Origin of the sequence: Curvibacter sp. CHRR-16 (assembly GCF_018474005.1) — a bacterium.
In the GTDB taxonomy this organism is placed as follows: Bacteria; Pseudomonadota; Gammaproteobacteria; order Burkholderiales; family Burkholderiaceae_C; genus Allorhodoferax.
The window spans coordinates 263,923-281,632 of sequence record NZ_JAHCSH010000004.1; the positions used below are offsets into that span (position 1 = coordinate 263,923).

14 protein-coding genes are annotated in these 17,710 nt (G+C 57.3%); 1 reads left to right on the forward strand and 13 read right to left on the reverse strand.

Annotated features, from left to right (window positions below):
• Positions 1-14: 14 nt before the first annotated feature.
• From ppk1 to KIK84_RS10920, 9 genes are all read right to left on the reverse strand, one after another.
• Positions 15-2,108 carry a polyphosphate kinase 1 gene (gene ppk1 / locus KIK84_RS10880; RefSeq protein WP_214123117.1) on the reverse strand — a complete coding sequence of 698 codons (2,094 nt, stop codon included), beginning with the start codon at positions 2,106-2,108 and terminating at the stop codon, positions 15-17.
• Positions 2,071-3,123 carry a glycosyltransferase family 4 protein gene (locus KIK84_RS10885; RefSeq protein WP_214123118.1) on the reverse strand — a complete coding sequence of 351 codons (1,053 nt, stop codon included), beginning with the start codon at positions 3,121-3,123 and terminating at the stop codon, positions 2,071-2,073. The genes ppk1 and KIK84_RS10885 overlap by 38 nt, the downstream gene beginning before the upstream one ends.
• Positions 3,120-3,908 (reverse strand): UDP-2,3-diacylglucosamine diphosphatase, encoded by a 789-nt coding sequence (locus KIK84_RS10890; protein ID WP_214123119.1) that lies wholly within the window; start codon positions 3,906-3,908, stop codon positions 3,120-3,122. Before KIK84_RS10890 ends, KIK84_RS10885 begins: the two co-directional genes overlap by 4 nt.
• Positions 3,908-4,744, reverse strand: a complete 837-nt coding sequence (locus KIK84_RS10895; protein ID WP_214123120.1) for a GNAT family N-acetyltransferase — start codon at positions 4,742-4,744, stop codon at positions 3,908-3,910. Before KIK84_RS10895 ends, KIK84_RS10890 begins: the two co-directional genes overlap by 1 nt.
• 92 nt (positions 4,745-4,836) lie before the next feature.
• Entirely contained in the window at positions 4,837-5,373 is a 537-nt protein-coding gene (locus tag KIK84_RS10900; protein ID WP_214123121.1) for a GNAT family N-acetyltransferase, read from the reverse strand.
• Positions 5,373-6,713, reverse strand: coding sequence for a phosphoglucosamine mutase (gene glmM / locus KIK84_RS10905; RefSeq protein ID WP_214123122.1), 1,341 nt, complete (start codon positions 6,711-6,713; stop codon positions 5,373-5,375). Before glmM ends, KIK84_RS10900 begins: the two co-directional genes overlap by 1 nt.
• 18 nt (positions 6,714-6,731) lie before the next feature.
• Positions 6,732-7,607 (reverse strand): dihydropteroate synthase, encoded by an 876-nt coding sequence (folP, locus tag KIK84_RS10910; RefSeq protein ID WP_214123289.1) that lies wholly within the window; start codon positions 7,605-7,607, stop codon positions 6,732-6,734.
• A 27-nt stretch (positions 7,608-7,634) separates the two neighbouring features.
• Positions 7,635-9,542, reverse strand: a complete 1,908-nt coding sequence (gene ftsH / locus KIK84_RS10915; RefSeq protein ID WP_214123123.1) for an ATP-dependent zinc metalloprotease FtsH — start codon at positions 9,540-9,542, stop codon at positions 7,635-7,637.
• A 116-nt stretch (positions 9,543-9,658) separates the two neighbouring features.
• Positions 9,659-10,306 (reverse strand): RlmE family RNA methyltransferase, encoded by a 648-nt coding sequence (locus KIK84_RS10920; RefSeq protein ID WP_214123124.1) that lies wholly within the window; start codon positions 10,304-10,306, stop codon positions 9,659-9,661.
• A gap of 18 nt (positions 10,307-10,324) precedes the next feature.
• Here KIK84_RS10920 and KIK84_RS10925 point away from each other — a divergent pair, with 18 nt between their 5' ends.
• Complete coding sequence (locus tag KIK84_RS10925; RefSeq protein ID WP_214123125.1) at positions 10,325-10,801, forward strand: YhbY family RNA-binding protein; 477 nt, start codon at positions 10,325-10,327, stop codon at positions 10,799-10,801.
• Positions 10,802-10,846: 45 nt separating this feature from the next.
• On the opposite strand, the gene KIK84_RS10930 is transcribed toward KIK84_RS10925, so the two are convergent.
• From KIK84_RS10930 to carB, 4 genes are all read right to left on the reverse strand, one after another.
• Positions 10,847-11,260 (reverse strand): DUF4149 domain-containing protein, encoded by a 414-nt coding sequence (locus KIK84_RS10930; protein ID WP_214123126.1) that lies wholly within the window; start codon positions 11,258-11,260, stop codon positions 10,847-10,849.
• Between the two features lie 9 nt (positions 11,261-11,269).
• Positions 11,270-11,746, reverse strand: coding sequence for a transcription elongation factor GreA (gene greA / locus KIK84_RS10935; protein ID WP_214123127.1), 477 nt, complete (start codon positions 11,744-11,746; stop codon positions 11,270-11,272).
• A gap of 34 nt (positions 11,747-11,780) precedes the next feature.
• A complete protein-coding gene (locus KIK84_RS10940; RefSeq protein WP_214123128.1) occupies positions 11,781-13,958 on the reverse strand; it encodes a putative bifunctional diguanylate cyclase/phosphodiesterase in 2,178 nt (725 codons plus the stop codon).
• A 473-nt stretch (positions 13,959-14,431) separates the two neighbouring features.
• Positions 14,432-17,710, reverse strand: coding sequence for a carbamoyl-phosphate synthase large subunit (gene carB, locus KIK84_RS10945; protein WP_214123129.1), 3,279 nt, complete (start codon positions 17,708-17,710; stop codon positions 14,432-14,434).

The following is a 17,710-nucleotide window of genomic DNA, read 5'->3' on the forward strand; positions in this document are numbered from 1 at the left end:
CGTGCGTCCTTTCATCACTCTGTTGGTGGTGCTGCAGGCTCAAGAATGGGTGGGCGCTCTTCCACTTGCCCGTAGCGGTACATGAGTGCGGTCTGCACACTGGCAGCTTGCTCTACTTGCCCCCGTGAACTGCGGTAGGTGCCATCAGGCTGCAATATCCAGCTATCCACGCCATCGTGCAGGTAGGCTACCAAGCATTCATCGACCAAGCGCTGGCGCTGGACAGGGTCTAGCACCGGCCAAGCGACTTCTACGCGGCGCACCATGTTGCGATTCATCCAATCGGCACTGGCCAAATACAACTCTTCGTTGTCTTCGACACGGAAGTAAAACACGCGGGAATGCTCCAAAAAGCGCCCAATGATGGAGCGCACACGGATGTTGTCACTCACGCCAGGTACTTGGGCTGGCAACATGCAAGCACCGCGCACAATGAGGTCAATCTGTACCCCCTTGGTTCCTGCTGCCATGAGTGAGTGAATCAAGCGCTCGTCGGTGAGCGAATTCATCTTGACCACGATGCGGGTCAATTTGCCACGCGAGGCTGCTTTGGCCAGTTCATCCACTTTGTCCACCAGCTTGTCGTGCAAGTGAAAAGGAGCGACCCACAGGCGGCTCATCTTGGGCAACTCGCTCTGGCCAGCCAAATGCACAAACATGTGCTCGATATCGCGAGTGATATGCGGGTCTGCCGTGAGGTGGCTGATGTCCGTGTACAGCCGTGCAGTGCGGGGGTTGTAGTTGCCGGTAGAGAGGTGACCATAACGGCGCAAGTGGCGGCCTTCGCGGCGGGTAACTAGCATGAGTTTGGCATGGGTTTTCAGACCCACCACGCCATACACCACTTGGGCACCGATTGACTCGAGCATTTCTGCCCAGTTGATATTGGCCTCCTCATCGAAGCGGGCTTTGAGCTCCACCACCACCGTGACTTCTTTGCCACGCCGCACGGCTTCACGCAGCAATTGCATCAATTCCGAATCAGCGCCGGTGCGGTAGATGGTTTGGCGTATGGCCAGCACATCGGGGTCGTTCACTGCTTCGCGCAAGAAGGCCAGCAAGCCATCAAAACTTTCAAAGGGCTGGTGGGCAATGATGTCGTGCTCACGCAGTTGTTCAAAGATGGAGCGGTTGCGCTCCATCTGCACCGGAAACGCCGACTTGAATGCTGGAAAGCACAGGTCTGCGCGCTTGGCCAAGTCGATGAGCTGTGTTAAACGAACCAAGTTCACCGGGCCAGCCACGCGGTAGAGCGAGCGTTCGGGCAAATGGAACTGCTGCAACAAAAACTCCGCCAGATCTGGGCTGCAACCCGATGACACTTCCAGTCGCACCGCTTGGCCGTACTGGCGGTGCTCAAGCCCTTCGCGCAAAGCGGTGCGCAGGTTTTGCACATCATCCTCATCGACCGCCAAATCAGAATGGCGAGTAACACGAAACTGGGAAAACTGCTCCACACTGCGTCCAGGAAACAGGCTGGCCAAGTGGGCACGGATAACGCTGGAGAGCGAGACAAAATCGGCCTTGCCTTTGCTGCTGACCTTCTCGGGCAACCGTATCAAACGAGGCAACACCCGTGGCACTTTGACAATGGCAATCTCATTGCTGCGACCAAAGGCATCTTTGCCTGCCAAACGCACGATGAAGTTCAGTGACTTGTTGGCCACTTGCGGAAATGGGTGCGAGGGATCCAAACCCACGGGCACGAGCAGGGGGCGCACCTCGCGTTCGAAGTACTGGTGCACCCAAGCGCGCTGGGCGTTGTCGCGCTCACCGTGCGAAACAATGCGGATGCCAGCGCGCTCAAAGGCGGGCATCAGACTGTCGTTGTAGAGCGCATACTGCTGCGCCACCAGCGTGTGCAAGGTATCGGACAAAGCTTCAAAGCCTGCGGCGGTGTACAGCCCCTTATGGTCTTGCAGTACATAGGCTTCTAGGTGCGGAGCCATGCGCACCTCGAAAAATTCATCCAAATTGGATGACACGATGCACAAATAGCGCAGACGCTCGAGCAACGGGGTGTCTGCTCGCACAGCCCAGTCCAGCACACGGCTATTGAAAGCGACAAGGCTATGGTCTCTGTCCAACAAAGGCCAATGGTTTTTCATAGGTATTACTCACCAAATGTTGAGCGAATAGATGGGCACAAGACCCCCATCCAAACTGTAAAGCCCGGCTGCGCGCTGCGTGGCGCGGTATGGCCAACGCGGCTTGCCAAGCGGTTTTCAAGTCTTCGTGCAACACACCTCCCGCAGCAGGCGAGCCTACCACTTCGAGTGGCCCCTCTACTGGATAAGCGGCTACGGGTGTGCCACAGGACATGGCTTCGAGCATGACCAGTCCAAAGGTCTCGTGGCGACTGGGCATGACAAACACATCGGCAGCAGCGTAGACCTGCGCCAGTTCCGGGCGTGACAACACACCCAACCAGCGCACACTGGGATAGCGCTCGCGCAAGCTGGCCTGTAACGGCCCTACCCCACATACCACCTTGGTACCGGGTAAATCCAGCTCTAAAAAGGCTTGGATATTTTTTTCGTACGAAGCGCGCCCTACAAACAGCGACACTGGCCGGGGCAACAAGCCCAGTTGAGGGCAAGTGCGCGCTTGCTCGGTGTACTGAAACTGCTGTACATCAACCCCATGCGTCCAAGAGCGCAAATTGCCAAACCCCTTGTGCTGCAATAAACGCAAGACGCTGGGTGTAGGCACCATCACACCAGCAGAGGGGGCATGAAAATGCCGCAGCATGGCGTAGCTGATCCACAAAGGCACTTTGAGAGCGGCCTGCAACAGCTCGGGAAAACGGGTGTGGTATGCGGTGGTGAAAGCCAGTTTGCGGCGCATGCAATAGCGGCGTGCAGCCCAACCAAGTGGCCCTTCGGTCGCCAAGTGAATGGCATCGGGCGCAATGCGATCCAAGTACTCGCGCATCAGCACAGCCGGGCGCACGGCCAAATCGATCCCAGCGTAGCCGGGACAAGGACGTGTTTTGAACAAGAAAGGGTGTATCACCTCGACCTCGATACCGCCTTGGCGCAACTCGCGCACCAGCTCTACCAAGGTGGTCACCACCCCATTGACCTGAGGCTCCCACGCATCGGTAACCAAGGCCAACTTCATGGTGTGCCCCCACGCACGTAGTGGGACCAATCCACTATTTGCAGGCGACCATCGGGGTGCTCTACCAAGCCCGTGAGGCTCTCAACCCAATCACCGTCGTTGGCGTACAAAATGCCATCGATATCGCGCAACTCGGCATGGTGGATATGACCACACACCACCCCGTCCAGACCACGGGCACGGGCTTCGTGGGCAACGGCCGTTTCAAAGTCGTTGATAAAACTCACGGCTTTTTTCACGCGCAGCTTGAGGTAGGCCGACAAAGACCAATAAGGCAAGCCCAAACGCGAACGCCAGCGATTGAGGTGGCGGTTCAAGCGCAGGCTAAATTCATAGGCATAGTCGCCTAAGTAGGCCAGCCACTTGGCGTACTTGACCACGCCGTCGAAATAATCCCCATGCAGTACCCACAAGCGCTTGCCAGTGGCCGTGGTGTGCACAGTTTCACAGACCACTTCAATGCCGCCAAAGTGGTGGCCATCGAACTGGCGAGCAAACTCATCGTGGTTGCCTGGCACCAAAATCACGCGGCAGCCTTTGCGGGCACGACGCAGCAACTTTTGCACAACATCGTTGTGGGATTGGGGCCAAAACCAGCGGCGGCGCAACTGCCAACCATCGACGATATCGCCCACCAAATACAGCACATCGCTGGGGTGGTGTTTCAAAAAATCCAACAAAGCCTCGGCTTGGCAACCTGCGGTGCCGAGGTGTATGTCCGACACAAAAACGGCACGGTAGCGCGTAGCGCCTGGTGCGCTATCGTTGTGGTCATCACTGCCCATTACGCCCCCAGAAAGTGCTTGCGGTAGCGTGGGTGCAGATCGTCCAGTCGCATCATGATGGGCAGGTCGGCACTGTTGAAGTCGGGATCCCAGGCCGGGGCACCCAGCACTTTGGCGCCCAAGCGCAAATAGCCTTTGATCAGCGCGGGGGGCTCTACATCGAGCTGGTCATCCACGCCATCCATGGGCAAGGGCATGCGGGGACGCACTTGGTATTCGATGGGTGCCAAATGCGTTTGGCGCACTTTGCGCCAAATGCTGGCCGCCACGTCAGAACGCACAACCCCGTTGTGCAACATCGGGATGCTGGCGCAGCCCACCATGGTGTCGAGTTGGTTGCGCACCATAAAACCGCCCAGCGCTGTCCACAAAGCCATGATGACACCACCTTGGCGGTAATCCGGATGCACGCAGCTACGCCCCAACTCCACCATGCGCGAGCGCAAGGCGCGCAAGCGGGTCAAGTCAAATTCGGTATCGCTGTAAAAGCTACCAATGCGGTTGGCCTGCACCGGAGTGAGGACGCGGTATGTGCCAACCACTTGCTGGCTTACTTGGTCAAGCACCAAGAGATGTTCGCAGTAGTTGTCGAACACATCAATATCGTGACCGGGCAGCGTGCTGGGCAATTGCGCTCCCATTTCTGTAGCAAAGACGCTATAGCGCAAGCGCTGTGCAGCACGAACTTCGTCTTGGTGTTGGGCCCAGCGCACCGCAATCTGAGGCTGCGCATGGGTGCTACCCGCACCTGCCACATGGCCTGCGCTGGGGCGGTGGCTGGCTAGCGCAATCGGTTGCGGCGTTAGGGCACTAAAGTTCGCTAGTGCAGCTGGCATCTTGGCTCCTCCACAAGTCAGTTCATGCGCAAGTGTCGGAAGTGCGCATGACTTCTATGTGGCAGCCAGATGAATGTTTGGTGACAAAGATGCTAGGACGCCAACCATTTCTGCATAAATCCAGCGGTTCCCAGCGCTGGATCGAGCGCGTAGTAGGCAAAGCCAAAACGCTCGTAGGCACGCACAGCACCACTGTTGCCGCTGAGCACTTCCAGCGTGAGCTTGCACGCGCCACGATCTTGGGCAATCGCCTCGACCAAATCGAGCATGTGGTGGGCCACGCCCATGCCACGCCAGTCGGCCAGTACACCCACATCGTGCACGTTGACCAAGGGTTTGCAGGCGAATGTGGAAAAGCCTTCCAAGCAATTGACCAGACCCACGGGGGTTTCGTGGCCAGTGGCATCCACCGCAAATGCCAGCACGCTGAACGCATGGCTGCGCGCAGCCAACTGCGGCACCAGATTGGCTTTGGCGTAATCACTCAAAGGTTCCCCACCGCCCATGGGGTCGCTGGCATAGGCATCGAGCAAATAGACCAAGGCCGCTGCTTGGGCGGGGTCGGCGTAATCGACCTGCTGCACACGGATGCGGTAGCCGCTGCGCTCTGGCACAGGAATAGCACTCATCACGCGCCTTTCAGGGTATTGGCAATGTGCTGGGCCCAGTGCTGGGCTTGCGCAGCATCGCTGGCTTCTACCATGACGCGCACCAAGGGCTCGGTGCCGCTGGGGCGAATCAAGACACGGCCTTGCTGGCCCAATGCAGCCTCGGCTTGCGCACGGGCGCTTTGCATGGCGGCGTTGGATGCCCAGTCTTGCCCGGGCTGCAGGCGCACATTGATGAGGGTTTGCGGAAACAGTGCCACGCCTTGCAGCAACTGCGCCAAGGTCTTGCCACTGCGCACCACCGCTTGTAGCACTTGCAGCGCCGATATCAGGCCATCACCCGTGGTGTGCTGATCCAGTGCCAGCAAGTGGCCTGAGCCTTCGCCGCCGAGCAGCCAGCCGCGCTTTTCCAGCTCTTCGAGCACATAGCGGTCACCCACCTTGGCACGCACGAACTCCACGCCCTGCTGCTGCAGGGCCACTTGCACGGCCATATTGGTCATCAAGGTGCCCACGGCACCGGGGACTTTTTCGCCGCGCTGCAGGCGATCGGCTACCAAGAGATAGAGCAGTTCATCGCCGTTGTACAGACGACCATCGGCATCGACCAACTGCAAGCGGTCGGCATCACCGTCGAGTGCGACGCCAAAATGGGCCTGCTGGGTGCGTACGGCCTCGACCAAGGCTTGGGGGTGGGTGGCACCCACGCCTTTGTTGATGTTCAAACCATCTGGGGCACAGCCAATCGATACCACTTCCGCCCCCAGCTCGTGGAAGACTTTAGGGGCAATGTGGTAAGCCGCACCGTGGGCTGCATCCACCACCACCTTGAGTCCTTTGAAGCTCAGGTCTTTGTCAAACGTGCTCTTGCAAAACTCGATGTAGCGACCTGCGGCATCATCCAAGCGGCGCGATCGGCCCAACTGGGCTGACTCGGCCCACACGGGCTCGCGCTCCAAGGCCGCCTCGACGTCTTGCTCCCACGCATCAGGCAGCTTGGTGCCTTGAGCGCTGAAGAACTTGATGCCATTGTCCGCAAACGGGTTGTGGCTGGCGCTGATTACCACCCCGAGACTGGCACGCAAAGCACGAGTCAAATACGCGACTCCAGGCGTGGGCAAAGGCCCTAGCAGCACCACATCCACGCCTGCTGAGTTGAAACCACTCTCCAAGGCAGACTCCAGCATGTAGCCAGAGATACGCGTGTCTTTGCCAATCAGCACCGTGGGCTTGCGGCCCGGTTCCTGCTGGCGCAGCACATGGCCCACCGCATGGGCCAAGCGCAACACAAAGTCCGGGGTGATCGGGTATTGCCCCACCGTGCCGCGAATGCCATCGGTGCCAAAATATTGTCTCGTCATTGCTACTTCCCTCGTTATTTATGGCGCTGTGGCCTTGTTCATGGCGCTGTGCATGGCCTGCCACACTTGCAACGCTTGAACCGTCTGGCGCACGTCGTGCACCCGCACGATGTGCGCGCCGCGCTCTACCGCCAGCACGGCGGCCACGACGCTGGGCACCAAGCGCTCTTCAATGTCCACCTGCGCTGCCGCTTGCGTCACGGCCGCTAGGCTGGACTTGCGCGACCAGCCTGCCAGCACCGCCAGCCCTTGCGGCACTGCTGCTCGCTGGTGAGCGAGCAGCGCAAAATTTTGCTCCACGGTCTTGCCAAAGCCGATGCCAACATCCACAGCAATTCGAGCCTTATTGACCCCTAGAGCGTATAAAGACTGGCTAGATTGCTGCAAAAACGATAGCACCTGGGGTACTACATCGCCTTGCATAGGGGCAGCCTGCATGGTTTGCGGTTCGCGGTGCATGTGCATCAAGCACACGCCACAACGGGCATGCCCGGCCACCACCTGCGGCCCCTGCAAACCCGAACCATCGCTGTGGCGCAACGCCCACACGTCGTTGATGATGTCCGCCCCGGCATCGAGCACAGCCTGCATCACCGCAGGCTTGTAGGTATCCACCGAAACAGGAACCCCCAAACGCACGGCGGCTTGCACCACCGGCACAACGCGGCGCAACTCTTCGTCCAGTGGGACGGGTTGCGCACCCGGTCGGGTGGATTCGCCACCAATGTCCAGCATATCGGCGCCCTGCTCTAGCAACAGTTCGCAGTGGCGTATGGCGGCATCGCGCATGGCAAAACGCCCGCCGTCGGAAAACGAGTCGGGCGTTGTGTTGACTATCCCCATCACATAGGGGCGGTGCAGGCTCAGGCTAAAACGCCCAGCCTGCCACTGCAGGGCTTGCTGCATAGCAGGCGGGCTGACTTAAGCGTGGGCTGTTTCGCTGTTCACCGCTGGTGCACCACCGCTTCCACCACCAGAAGACGGGGTGCGCGGCACAAAGTCTTTGGGTGGTTGTGGTTCACGGCCTTCCATGATGGCGTCCAACTGATCGCTGTCGATGGTTTCCCAATCGAGCAATGCCTTGGCCATGGCATGCATTTTGTCGCTGTGCTCTTCAATCAAGCGGCGCGCCAAGGCGTACTGCTCGTCGATGATGCGGCGCACTTCAGCATCAACCTTTTGCATGGTCTGCTCGCTGATGTTGGTGGTCTTGGTGACACTGCGGCCCAAGAACACTTCGCCTTCGTTTTCCGCGTAGACCATGGGGCCCAAGGCTTCGCTCATGCCGTACTTCATGACCATGTCACGGGCCAAGTTGGTGGCACGCTCAAAGTCGTTGGAAGCCCCGGTGGTCATTTGCTTCATGAACACTTCTTCGGCGATACGGCCACCAAACAGCATGCTGATTTGGTTGAGCATGTATTCGCTGTCGTAGCTAAAGCGGTCTTTCTCGGGCAGGCTCATGGTCACGCCCAAAGCACGGCCACGGGGGATGATGGTCACTTTGTGCACCGGATCGCACTTGGGCAAGAGTTTGCCAATCAGTGCGTGGCCTGCTTCGTGATAGGCCGTGTTGCGGCGCTCTTCCTCGGGCATGACCATGCTCTTGCGCTCGGGTCCCATGAAGATTTTGTCTTTGGCCTTCTCAAAGTCCTGCATCTCCACCACACGGGCGTTGCGGCGGGCAGCCATCAAAGCGGCTTCGTTGCACAGGTTGGCCAGATCGGCACCGCTCATGCCGGGCGTACCCCGGGCGATGATGTTGGCGCTGACATCTTGACCGACAGGCACTTTGCGCATGTGCACATTGAGGATTTGTTCACGACCACGGATATCGGGCAGGGTTACATACACTTGGCGATCAAAACGACCGGGACGCAGCAAAGCGGCATCCAAAATGTCAGGGCGGTTGGTCGCCGCCACGACGATGACGCCGAGGTTGGTTTCAAAACCATCCATCTCCACCAGCATTTGGTTGAGGGTTTGCTCGCGTTCGTCGTTGCCACCACCCAAACCGGCACCGCGCTGGCGGCCTACGGCATCGATTTCATCGATGAAGATGATGCAAGGGGCGTTTTTCTTGGCGTTCTCGAACATGTCGCGCACGCGGCTGGCACCCACGCCAACGAACATTTCCACGAAGTCAGAACCGGAAATACTGAAGAACGGCACCTTGGCTTCGCCAGCAATGGACTTGGCCAGCAGGGTTTTACCGGTTCCTGGAGGGCCCACCAGCAGCAAACCCCGGGGAATACGGCCACCGAGTTTTTGGAACTTGCTGGGGTCTTTGAGGAAGTCCACCACTTCTTTGACTTCTTCTTTGGCTTCGTCACAGCCTGCGACGTCGGCAAAAGTGACGTTGTTGGTGTTTTCATCGAGCAGACGCGCTTTGCTCTTACCAAAGCTAAAGGCACCGCCTTTGCCACCGCCTTGCATTTGGCGCATGAAATAAATCCACACCCCCACCAGCAAGAGCATAGGCCCCCAGCTGACCAGCAAGGTCATGAGGAGGGAGCCTTCTTCACGGGGCTTGACGTCGAACTTGACGCCGTTGTTGATGAGATCACCGACCAGACCGCGATCGAGCAGCGGCACATTGGCGTGGATTTTGCGGTCATCGTTGGTGGTGGCAGTGATTTCAATGCCACTGGAACCCTCTTGGATGATCGCGCTTTTGATCTGCTTGCTGCGCACTGACTCCAAGAAGTCGGAATACGCGACAGAACCGGCTGATGAGCTGCGGCTCTCGAATTGCTTGAACACGGTAAATAGCACCAAAGCTACCACCACCCAAACTGCTACTTTTGAAAACCATTGATTGTTGTTCAAGCGACGCTCCTATCTGCGCACAAAAGTGCCATGCGTATCTGTGGGCCATTGTAGGCTTTTCAAGCCCTCAGGGGCTTGCGCCAAGTCGTAACGCCCAGAAAAAATGAGGCCTTCGGTCAGCGCTTAAGGCGCAGGCCTACCAAAAACGTTTCAGCCGAGCGATCGCGCGATGCTTTGGGCTTGATGGTTTTGACCGTCACAAAAGCATCCTTGAAGCGCTGCACCAGGCTGTTGTAGCTGCTGCCATGGAACACTTTGGCGACCAAGGCCCCTTCGGGCTTCATATGATTTTGTGCAAAATCGATGGCCAATTCGATCAAATACTCCACCCGTGCGGCATCGGCTGAAGCGATCCCTGACAAGTTGGGGGCCATATCCGACACCACCACATCGGGTTGACGGCCTGCCAAGGCGGTTTGCAAAGCGCTTAGCGTGGCATCTTCCCGAAAGTCGCCCTGAATAAAAGCAACCCCTTCAATAGGCTCCATAGGAAGCAAGTCCAAGCCGATGATGGCGCCATTGAGATCGCCCACTGCCGCCCCACTGGGCGACAAACGACGCCGCACATACTGGCTCCAGGCACCGGGCGCACAGCCCAAATCCACCACCACATGGCCGGGTTGTATGAGGTGCAGTGTCTCGTCTATTTCTTTGAGTTTGTAGGCGGCGCGGGCTCGGTAGCCCTCTTTATTGGCCAGTTTGACCCACGGATCGTTGAGATGGTCATGTATCCAGGCACGGTTTACTTTGCTGCTCTTTTTCATTGCGCCGATAATACCGCCATGCCTGCAATACAACTTACCCCCGCACAACGCAAAGAACACCGCTCTGCCGCCCACCACCTTGACCCCGTTGTCATGATTGGTAGCGACGGCCTGACCCCCGGTGTACAAAAAGAAATCGATGCGGCACTCAATGCCCACGGCCTGATCAAGGTACGTGTGTTTTCCGATGATCGCAGCGAACGCGAACAACTATTTGCCACACTGGCAGAAGCGCTCAATGCAGCCCCCATTCAACACATTGGCAAACTGCTGGTGTTTTGGCGTCCGCTCCCAGTCAAAGAAAAGTCAGCCGACGAAGACCGCAAGGCTGGCCCACGCGATGTGAAGGTGCTGAAATTTGGCAAAGCCGGACAACGCCCCGAGGTGAAAATGCTGCGCGTACTGGGCAACCAACGCCTAACCGCCGGGGGCAAGGTCAAACGCGCGAAAACCCGTGGCCCCGTGAGCGCGAAAAAACGCAACCAAGGCGACTAAGCCCGTCTATTGATAGACACACACAGTGCGGTGCGCGTGTACAAGTTACGCGCTGCTGCGCTGGCGAAGACACAAGCACCACACGCCCAAAGCACACAGGGCGTGCAACACATACAGACCCGACCCCACGCCATGCCATAGCGCAAGGTTGTCACGGGCCACGATACGCGGCGCTACCGCCAACTCAACCAGCAAATTGGCTAGCAAGCCAGTCACTATCAAAAGTGTAGCAAGCCCAGCTTTGTCCATGAGCTCTGCAGCCTTATTGGCCTGAATAAGCAGCAAGAGCGCCACTGCACAGACAGCAGCCACTGCCGTTTCCCCGCTAAAAAGATGGGCAGCCAGATTGCCTGCAATCGCCGGACTGGGCGCATGGCGAAACAGCAGCGGCACCATCCCAGCTACTGTGGCCAAACTGAAGAACCATGCCGCTGCGAACCAAGGAGTGAGCCGCTGCATCAAGATTCCTTAGACGTAATGCACCGCCACGATTTCGTAGGTGCGCTCACCACCGGGTGCATGCACCACCGCAGTATCGCCCTCTTCTTTGCCAATCAAGGCACGGGCAATGGGCGAGCTGATGTTGATAAGGCCCAACTTGAGATCAGCCTCGTCTTCGCCCACGATTTGGTATTTGACGCGCTCACCCGTTTCGTCATCTTCGAGTTCGACTGTGGCACCAAACACCACGCGACCATCGGCGTGCAAGCTACTGGGGTCAATCACTTGCGCAACCGACAGTTTGCCCTCAATTTCTTGAATACGGCCTTCGACAAAGGCTTGGCGATCTTTGGCGGCATCGTAGTCTGCGTTTTCACTCAGATCGCCTTGCGCACGGGCCTCTGCAATCGCTTGGATAACGGCGGGGCGCTCCACGGTTTTGAGCTGGTGCAGTTCAGCTTTGAGTAACTCTGCACCCCGTTTGGTAATGGGAAAAGTAGACATAGGTGTTGAATCGAAAATGGACGCGATTATGCCCTCAGCATCCACACCGAGGGGGCAATTGCACCGGCAAAGCAGCGCACTGTTCGGCTGGTAAAGGCTTGCTGTAGAAGTAGCCTTGGGCCATTTCACAACCGTGCTCACGCAAAAAGGCTGCTTGCTCTGCCGTTTCCACGCCTTCAGCCACAACGTCTTTGTTCAGCGCATTGGCCATGAGAAGGATTGCCTTGACCAGTTCGGCATGTTCTTGGGAATGCATCAGAGTTTGGATAAAACTGCGATCAATTTTCAGGGTGTCAATGGGGAAGCGGGCCAGATAACTCAAAGAAGAGTAACCCGTCCCAAAATCGTCAATCGCAATGGTGAACCCCATTTTGCGCAGCGCCAGCAGGGTTTGCAAAACCACTTCATCGTCGGCCAGCAACAAGCCTTCGGTGATCTCCAACTCTATCCATTGCGCAACGCATTGGGTTTCCTCCAGGATGGAGGCAATGCGCAGCTCAAGACCTTGCTGCTGGAATTGGCGTGGTGACAAATTAATAGCAATTTTGTGCTTGGGATAGCCCGGACGCAGGTTCAAGCGCACCGCCATCGTGCAAGCTTGCCGCAGCACCCATTCCCCCAACTCATGGATCAGCCCCAACTCTTCGGCCAAACTGATGAACTGGGTTGGGGAAACCATCCCGTGCACGGGGTGGTGCCAGCGCAGCAAGGCTTCGGAACCGACCAGCCTATCGCCAGCCAAAGCGACTTTGGGTTGGTAATGAACCTCCATCTCTTTGCGCAGCAACGCGTTGCGCAAATCCATTTCCATGGCCAAGCGCTCTTGGGCTTGGGCGGTCATTTCGCGTGAGTAAAAGCGCATGGAATTGCGCCCCGCGCGTTTGGCTGCATACATGGCCGAATCTGCGTATTGCAGCAATACACCGGGGTCACGGCTGTCGATGGGAAATTGCGCAATACCGATGCTGCAATTGACGTAGACCTGTTTGCCATCGAGCACAAAACAATTGCGGAACTGCTGCAATATGCCGTATCCCACATTATTCAACTCCAGTGGGCAAGACACCTCAGGGATAAGCAAAATGAACTCATCTCCACCCAACCGTGCCACCGTGGCATGCTCTCCTACACACTGCACCAGACGATGCGCTGCCTGCTTGAGCAGTGCATCACCTGCCGCGTGCCCCATGGTGTCATTAATCGCCTTGAACTGATCCATATCGACCATGAGCACGGCAGCCAAACGATCGTCATGGACGCGGCTCTGCACCATGTAGTTCAAGCGCTCATGCAACAAAGCGCGATTGGGCAGTCCTGTCAAACCATCGTAGAAAGCCATTTGGTGAATGCGTTCACGCGATGCCTGCAACTCGCTAATATCGCGCGCGACCAAAAGTGCCGTCTCCAAAACACCCGCGTCATTGAATTCCGGACTGATGTGAACCAAAAAGTAGACTGTTTGCCCATTATGAGCAGGTCGCTTCCATTCAAACTGGACAGACTCTCGGGTGCTAAATACCCGCTTTAATTGCTCTTCCAATTCGAAAGCATGGGGTGTAGAACCGTACCGATCGGTTGGCGTAGCCCCCAATAAAGGCAGCTGACTATCCCGCATCTCGCTGTGCAACACTTTGTTGGCAAACACACAACGCAGACTCTTGTCATAGCGAACGATCACATCGCCAGTGTTGTCCATCAATGTGCGCAACTCCTGCTCACGCTGCTGGAGTTCTAGCTCCGCCAAGCGTCTGTCACTGATGTTGAGGGAAAAAATGGTCACCCCAATCACACAGCCTTGGGTATCGCAGACGGGGGACCAAAAACCACGTCGATACTCACGCGTATGCTGTGCATGACCGTATTCATCCTCAACAACCAAGGACTCGCCCATCAACACGCGTTGGATTTTTTGGCAAAAGTCTTCACGCTCACTCGCATCTTGCACGACATCTAGCATGGAGGTACCCAAAGCAATAGCTGATTGCCCCCATAACAGCTGCTGTGTAAGTTGGAACTGGTGGTTAAAGGCCATCAACCGATAATCCCGATCCACAGCGAATACCACTACATCCGATGAACTTTCTAGCACCGCTTGCAGCAAGGTTGTTTGCTGCTGGTATGCACTGGTCAGCGCCCCTTCTGTGGCGCAATTGAATGCCGTGATGTTCGGTAGCAAACATCCGTGCCAGACACCGTTTTTTGTCAACGCCATATCGACTCGCCATGACTTACCGTCTATGGCGCGAAGAGGCATGCAGCTGATAGTGTTTCCGCGCACCATTTGTTGTTTCAGCACGCGAGCGTCCTCTGGATCAAATACAGCCCACCATGCCCTGGCACTGCAGCCTAGCGCATCCGCTTGCAATCCATAGTGGCTCAAAAACTCTCCGCAAGCCCACTGTATTTGGCCGGCATCTGAGCCAACTTGTATGCGCAAAGCAAAAAACAAACCCTCGATTGAAGGAAGACTGTGGGCCATTTCTGCATAGTCAGGTATGGCCTCCGGCAGTAAGGCGCTGTCAAATAACGATGCTGACGAAATCATGCGCACAACAGAAGGTAGCAAACATTACAAAACCCAAAGGATACGCTGTAAATCATCGTGCATTTGGATAAATTTAATGTGACAGCCTTGTGAAAAAATAAGGGGCCACATGGCCCCTATTGACGCAGTATTGATGGGAATCAAACGCTGACAAGCTGTGCATGCATCTCTTGCACCGAGATCACATCCAATTTGTCCAAGTACTGCATACCCTCCACCGCAGCTTCTGCACCGGCGATGGTAGTAAAGGTCGTCACACGGGCTTGCAAAGCCGAGGTGCGAATGGCGCGCGAATCGGCAATCGCGTTGCGGCGCTCTTCCACGGTGTTGATGACCAGTGCGATTTCCTCGTTCTTGATCATGTCCACAATGTGGGGGCGGCCTTCGGTCACCTTGTTGACCACTTGGCATGGCACGCCTGCAGCTTGGATGGCAGCAGCCGTTCCCTTAGTAGCCAGCACCTCAAAGCCTTGTTTGACCAGACCACGTGCCACTTCCACTGCACGGGGCTTGTCGCTGTTCTTGACGGTCAAGAAGGCCTTGCCGGAGCGGGGCAACTTGGTGCCAGCACCCAGTTGCGACTTCACAAAAGCTTCGCCGAAGGTCTTGCCCACCCCCATGACTTCGCCCGTGGACTTCATCTCGGGGCCGAGGATAGTGTCCACTCCGGGGAATTTGACGAAAGGGAAGACCGCCTCTTTGACACTGTAGTAAGGCGGAGTGACTTCCTTGGTCACGCCCTGCTCGACCAATGTCTGCCCTGCCATGCAGCGTGCAGCCACCTTGGCCAATGGGATGCCTGTGGCCTTGGACACATAGGGCACTGTGCGGCTGGCGCGGGGATTGACTTCCAGCACGTAAATGATGTCTTTGCCATCGATTTGCTGAATAGCGAACTGCACATTCATCAAGCCCACCACGCTCAATGCCCCTGCCATGGCGGCAGACTGGCGTTTGAGCTCGGCCACGGTGTCTGCGCGCAAGCTAAAGGGGGGCAAGGAACAAGCCGAGTCACCAGAGTGCACGCCTGCTTGTTCGATGTGCTCCATCACGCCGCCAATCAGGGTGGCGCCGTTTTTGTCGCGGATGCAGTCCACATCGCATTCGATGGCGTCGTTCAAGAAGCGATCCAACAACACGGGGCTGTCGTTGCTCACCTTGACGGCTTCGCGCATGTAGCGCTCCAAATCACGCTGCTCGTGCACGATTTCCATAGCGCGGCCACCGAGCACATAGCTGGGGCGCACCACCAAGGGGTAACCCAAGGCAGCGGCTTTTTCCAGTGCTTCGGATTCGGTACGGGCTGTCGCATTGGGCGGCTGGCGCAGACCCAGGTCATGCAACAGCTTTTGGAAACGCTCACGGTCTTCGGCCGCGTCAATCATGTCGGGCGTTGTGCCGATGATTGGCACGCCTTCGGCTTCCAAACCCAGTGCGAGTTTGAGCGGCGTCTGGCCACCGTACTGGACGATAACGCCCACGGGTTTTTCTTTGTCCACGATTTCAAGCACGTCTTCGAGCGTCAGCGGCTCGAAGTACAGACGATCGCTGGTGTCGTAGTCGGTAGACACAGTCTCGGGGTTGCAGTTGACCATGATGGTCTCGTAGCCGTCTTCGCGCATCGCCAACGCCGCATGCACACAGCAGTAGTCGAACTCAATGCCCTGGCCAATGCGGTTGGGGCCACCGCCCAACACCATGATTTTTTTCTTGTCCGTCGGTGCGGCTTCGCACTCCGCACCATCGGTCTCGTAGGTCGAGTACATGTAGGCGGTGTTGGTCGCGAACTCAGCAGCGCAGGTATCGACGCGCTTGTACACAGGGCGCACGCCCAAAGCGCGGCGCTTCTCGCGCACAGCCTTGTCGGAGGTCTTGAACTGACGGGCCAAACGGCGGTCTGAGAAACCCTTTTGCTTGAGTGCACGCAGGGTGGCGGCGTCAATTTTGTCCAAGGTGGAACCGCTGGCAGGCTGGGGCAAGCGCTCGATTTCGAGTTCCAGCTTGACGATCTGCTCGATCTGCACCAAGAACCATTTGTCGATCTTGGTCAGCGCGTGCACTTCGTCCACGCTCATGCCTTGGGCAAAGGCATCGCCCACGTACCAGATGCGCTCAGGGCCGGGCTCACCCAGCTCTTTTTCCAGCACCTCGCGGTCTTGGGTTTTTTCGTTCATGCCATCCACACCCACTTCCAAACCGCGCAAGGCTTTCTGGAAAGATTCTTGGAAGGTGCGGCCCATGGCCATGACTTCACCCACCGACTTCATCTGAGTCGTGAGGCGGCTGTCGGCGGTGGGGAATTTCTCGAACGCAAAGCGTGGAATCTTGGTGACCACGTAGTCGATGGAGGGCTCGAAGGATGCGGGTGTTGCACCGCCAGTGATGTCGTTGCGCAGCTCGTCCAATGTGTAACCCACCGCCAGCTTGGCTGCCACCTTGGCGATCGGGAAGCCCGTTGCCTTGGAGGCCAGCGCAGAGGAACGGCTCACGCGTGGGTTCATCTCAATCACGATCATGCGGCCATCAGCGGGGTTGATGGAGAACTGCACGTTGGAGCCACCCGTATCCACACCGATTTCACGCAGCACCGCCAAGGAGGCGTTGCGCATGATTTGGTATTCCTTGTCGGTCAGCGTCTGGGCGGGGGCCACGGTGATGGAGTCGCCAGTGTGCACGCCCATGGGATCCAAGTTCTCGATGGAGCAGACGATGATGCAGTTGTCCGCCTTGTCGCGCACCACTTCCATCTCGTACTCTTTCCAGCCTACGAGCGACTCTTCGATCAGCAGCTCATTGGTGGGCGATGCTTCCAAACCGCGCTTGCAGATGGTCTCGAATTCTTCCGCGTTGTAGGCGATACCACCACCCGTGCCACCCAAGGTGAAGCTGGGGCGGATGACGGTGGGAAAGCCCACGCTCTTTTGCACTGCCCAGGCTTCGTCCATGCTGTGGGCGATGCCTGAACGAGCGGAACCCAGACCAATTTTGGTCATGGCTTCTTTGAACTTCTGACGGTCTTCAGCCTTGTCGATCACATCGGGCTTGGCACCGATCAACTCGACGGGCTTGCCGGTGGTTGCACCCGTGTATTTGTCCAGCACGCCGTTGTTCCACAAGTCCAGCGCGCAGTTGAGCGCGGTCTGCCCGCCCATGGTGGGCAAGATGGCATCGGGGCGCTCTTTGGCGATGATTTTTTCGACGGTCTGCCAAGTGATGGGCTCGATGTAGGTCACATCGGCTGTGGCAGGGTCGGTCATGATCGTGGCAGGGTTGCTGTTGATCAGGATGACTTTGTAGCCCTCTTCGCGCAAGGCCTTGCAGGCTTGCACGCCGGAGTAGTCGAACTCGCAAGCTTGGCCAATGATGATGGGGCCTGCGCCGATGATGAGGATGCTTTGTATGTCGGTACGTTTTGGCAT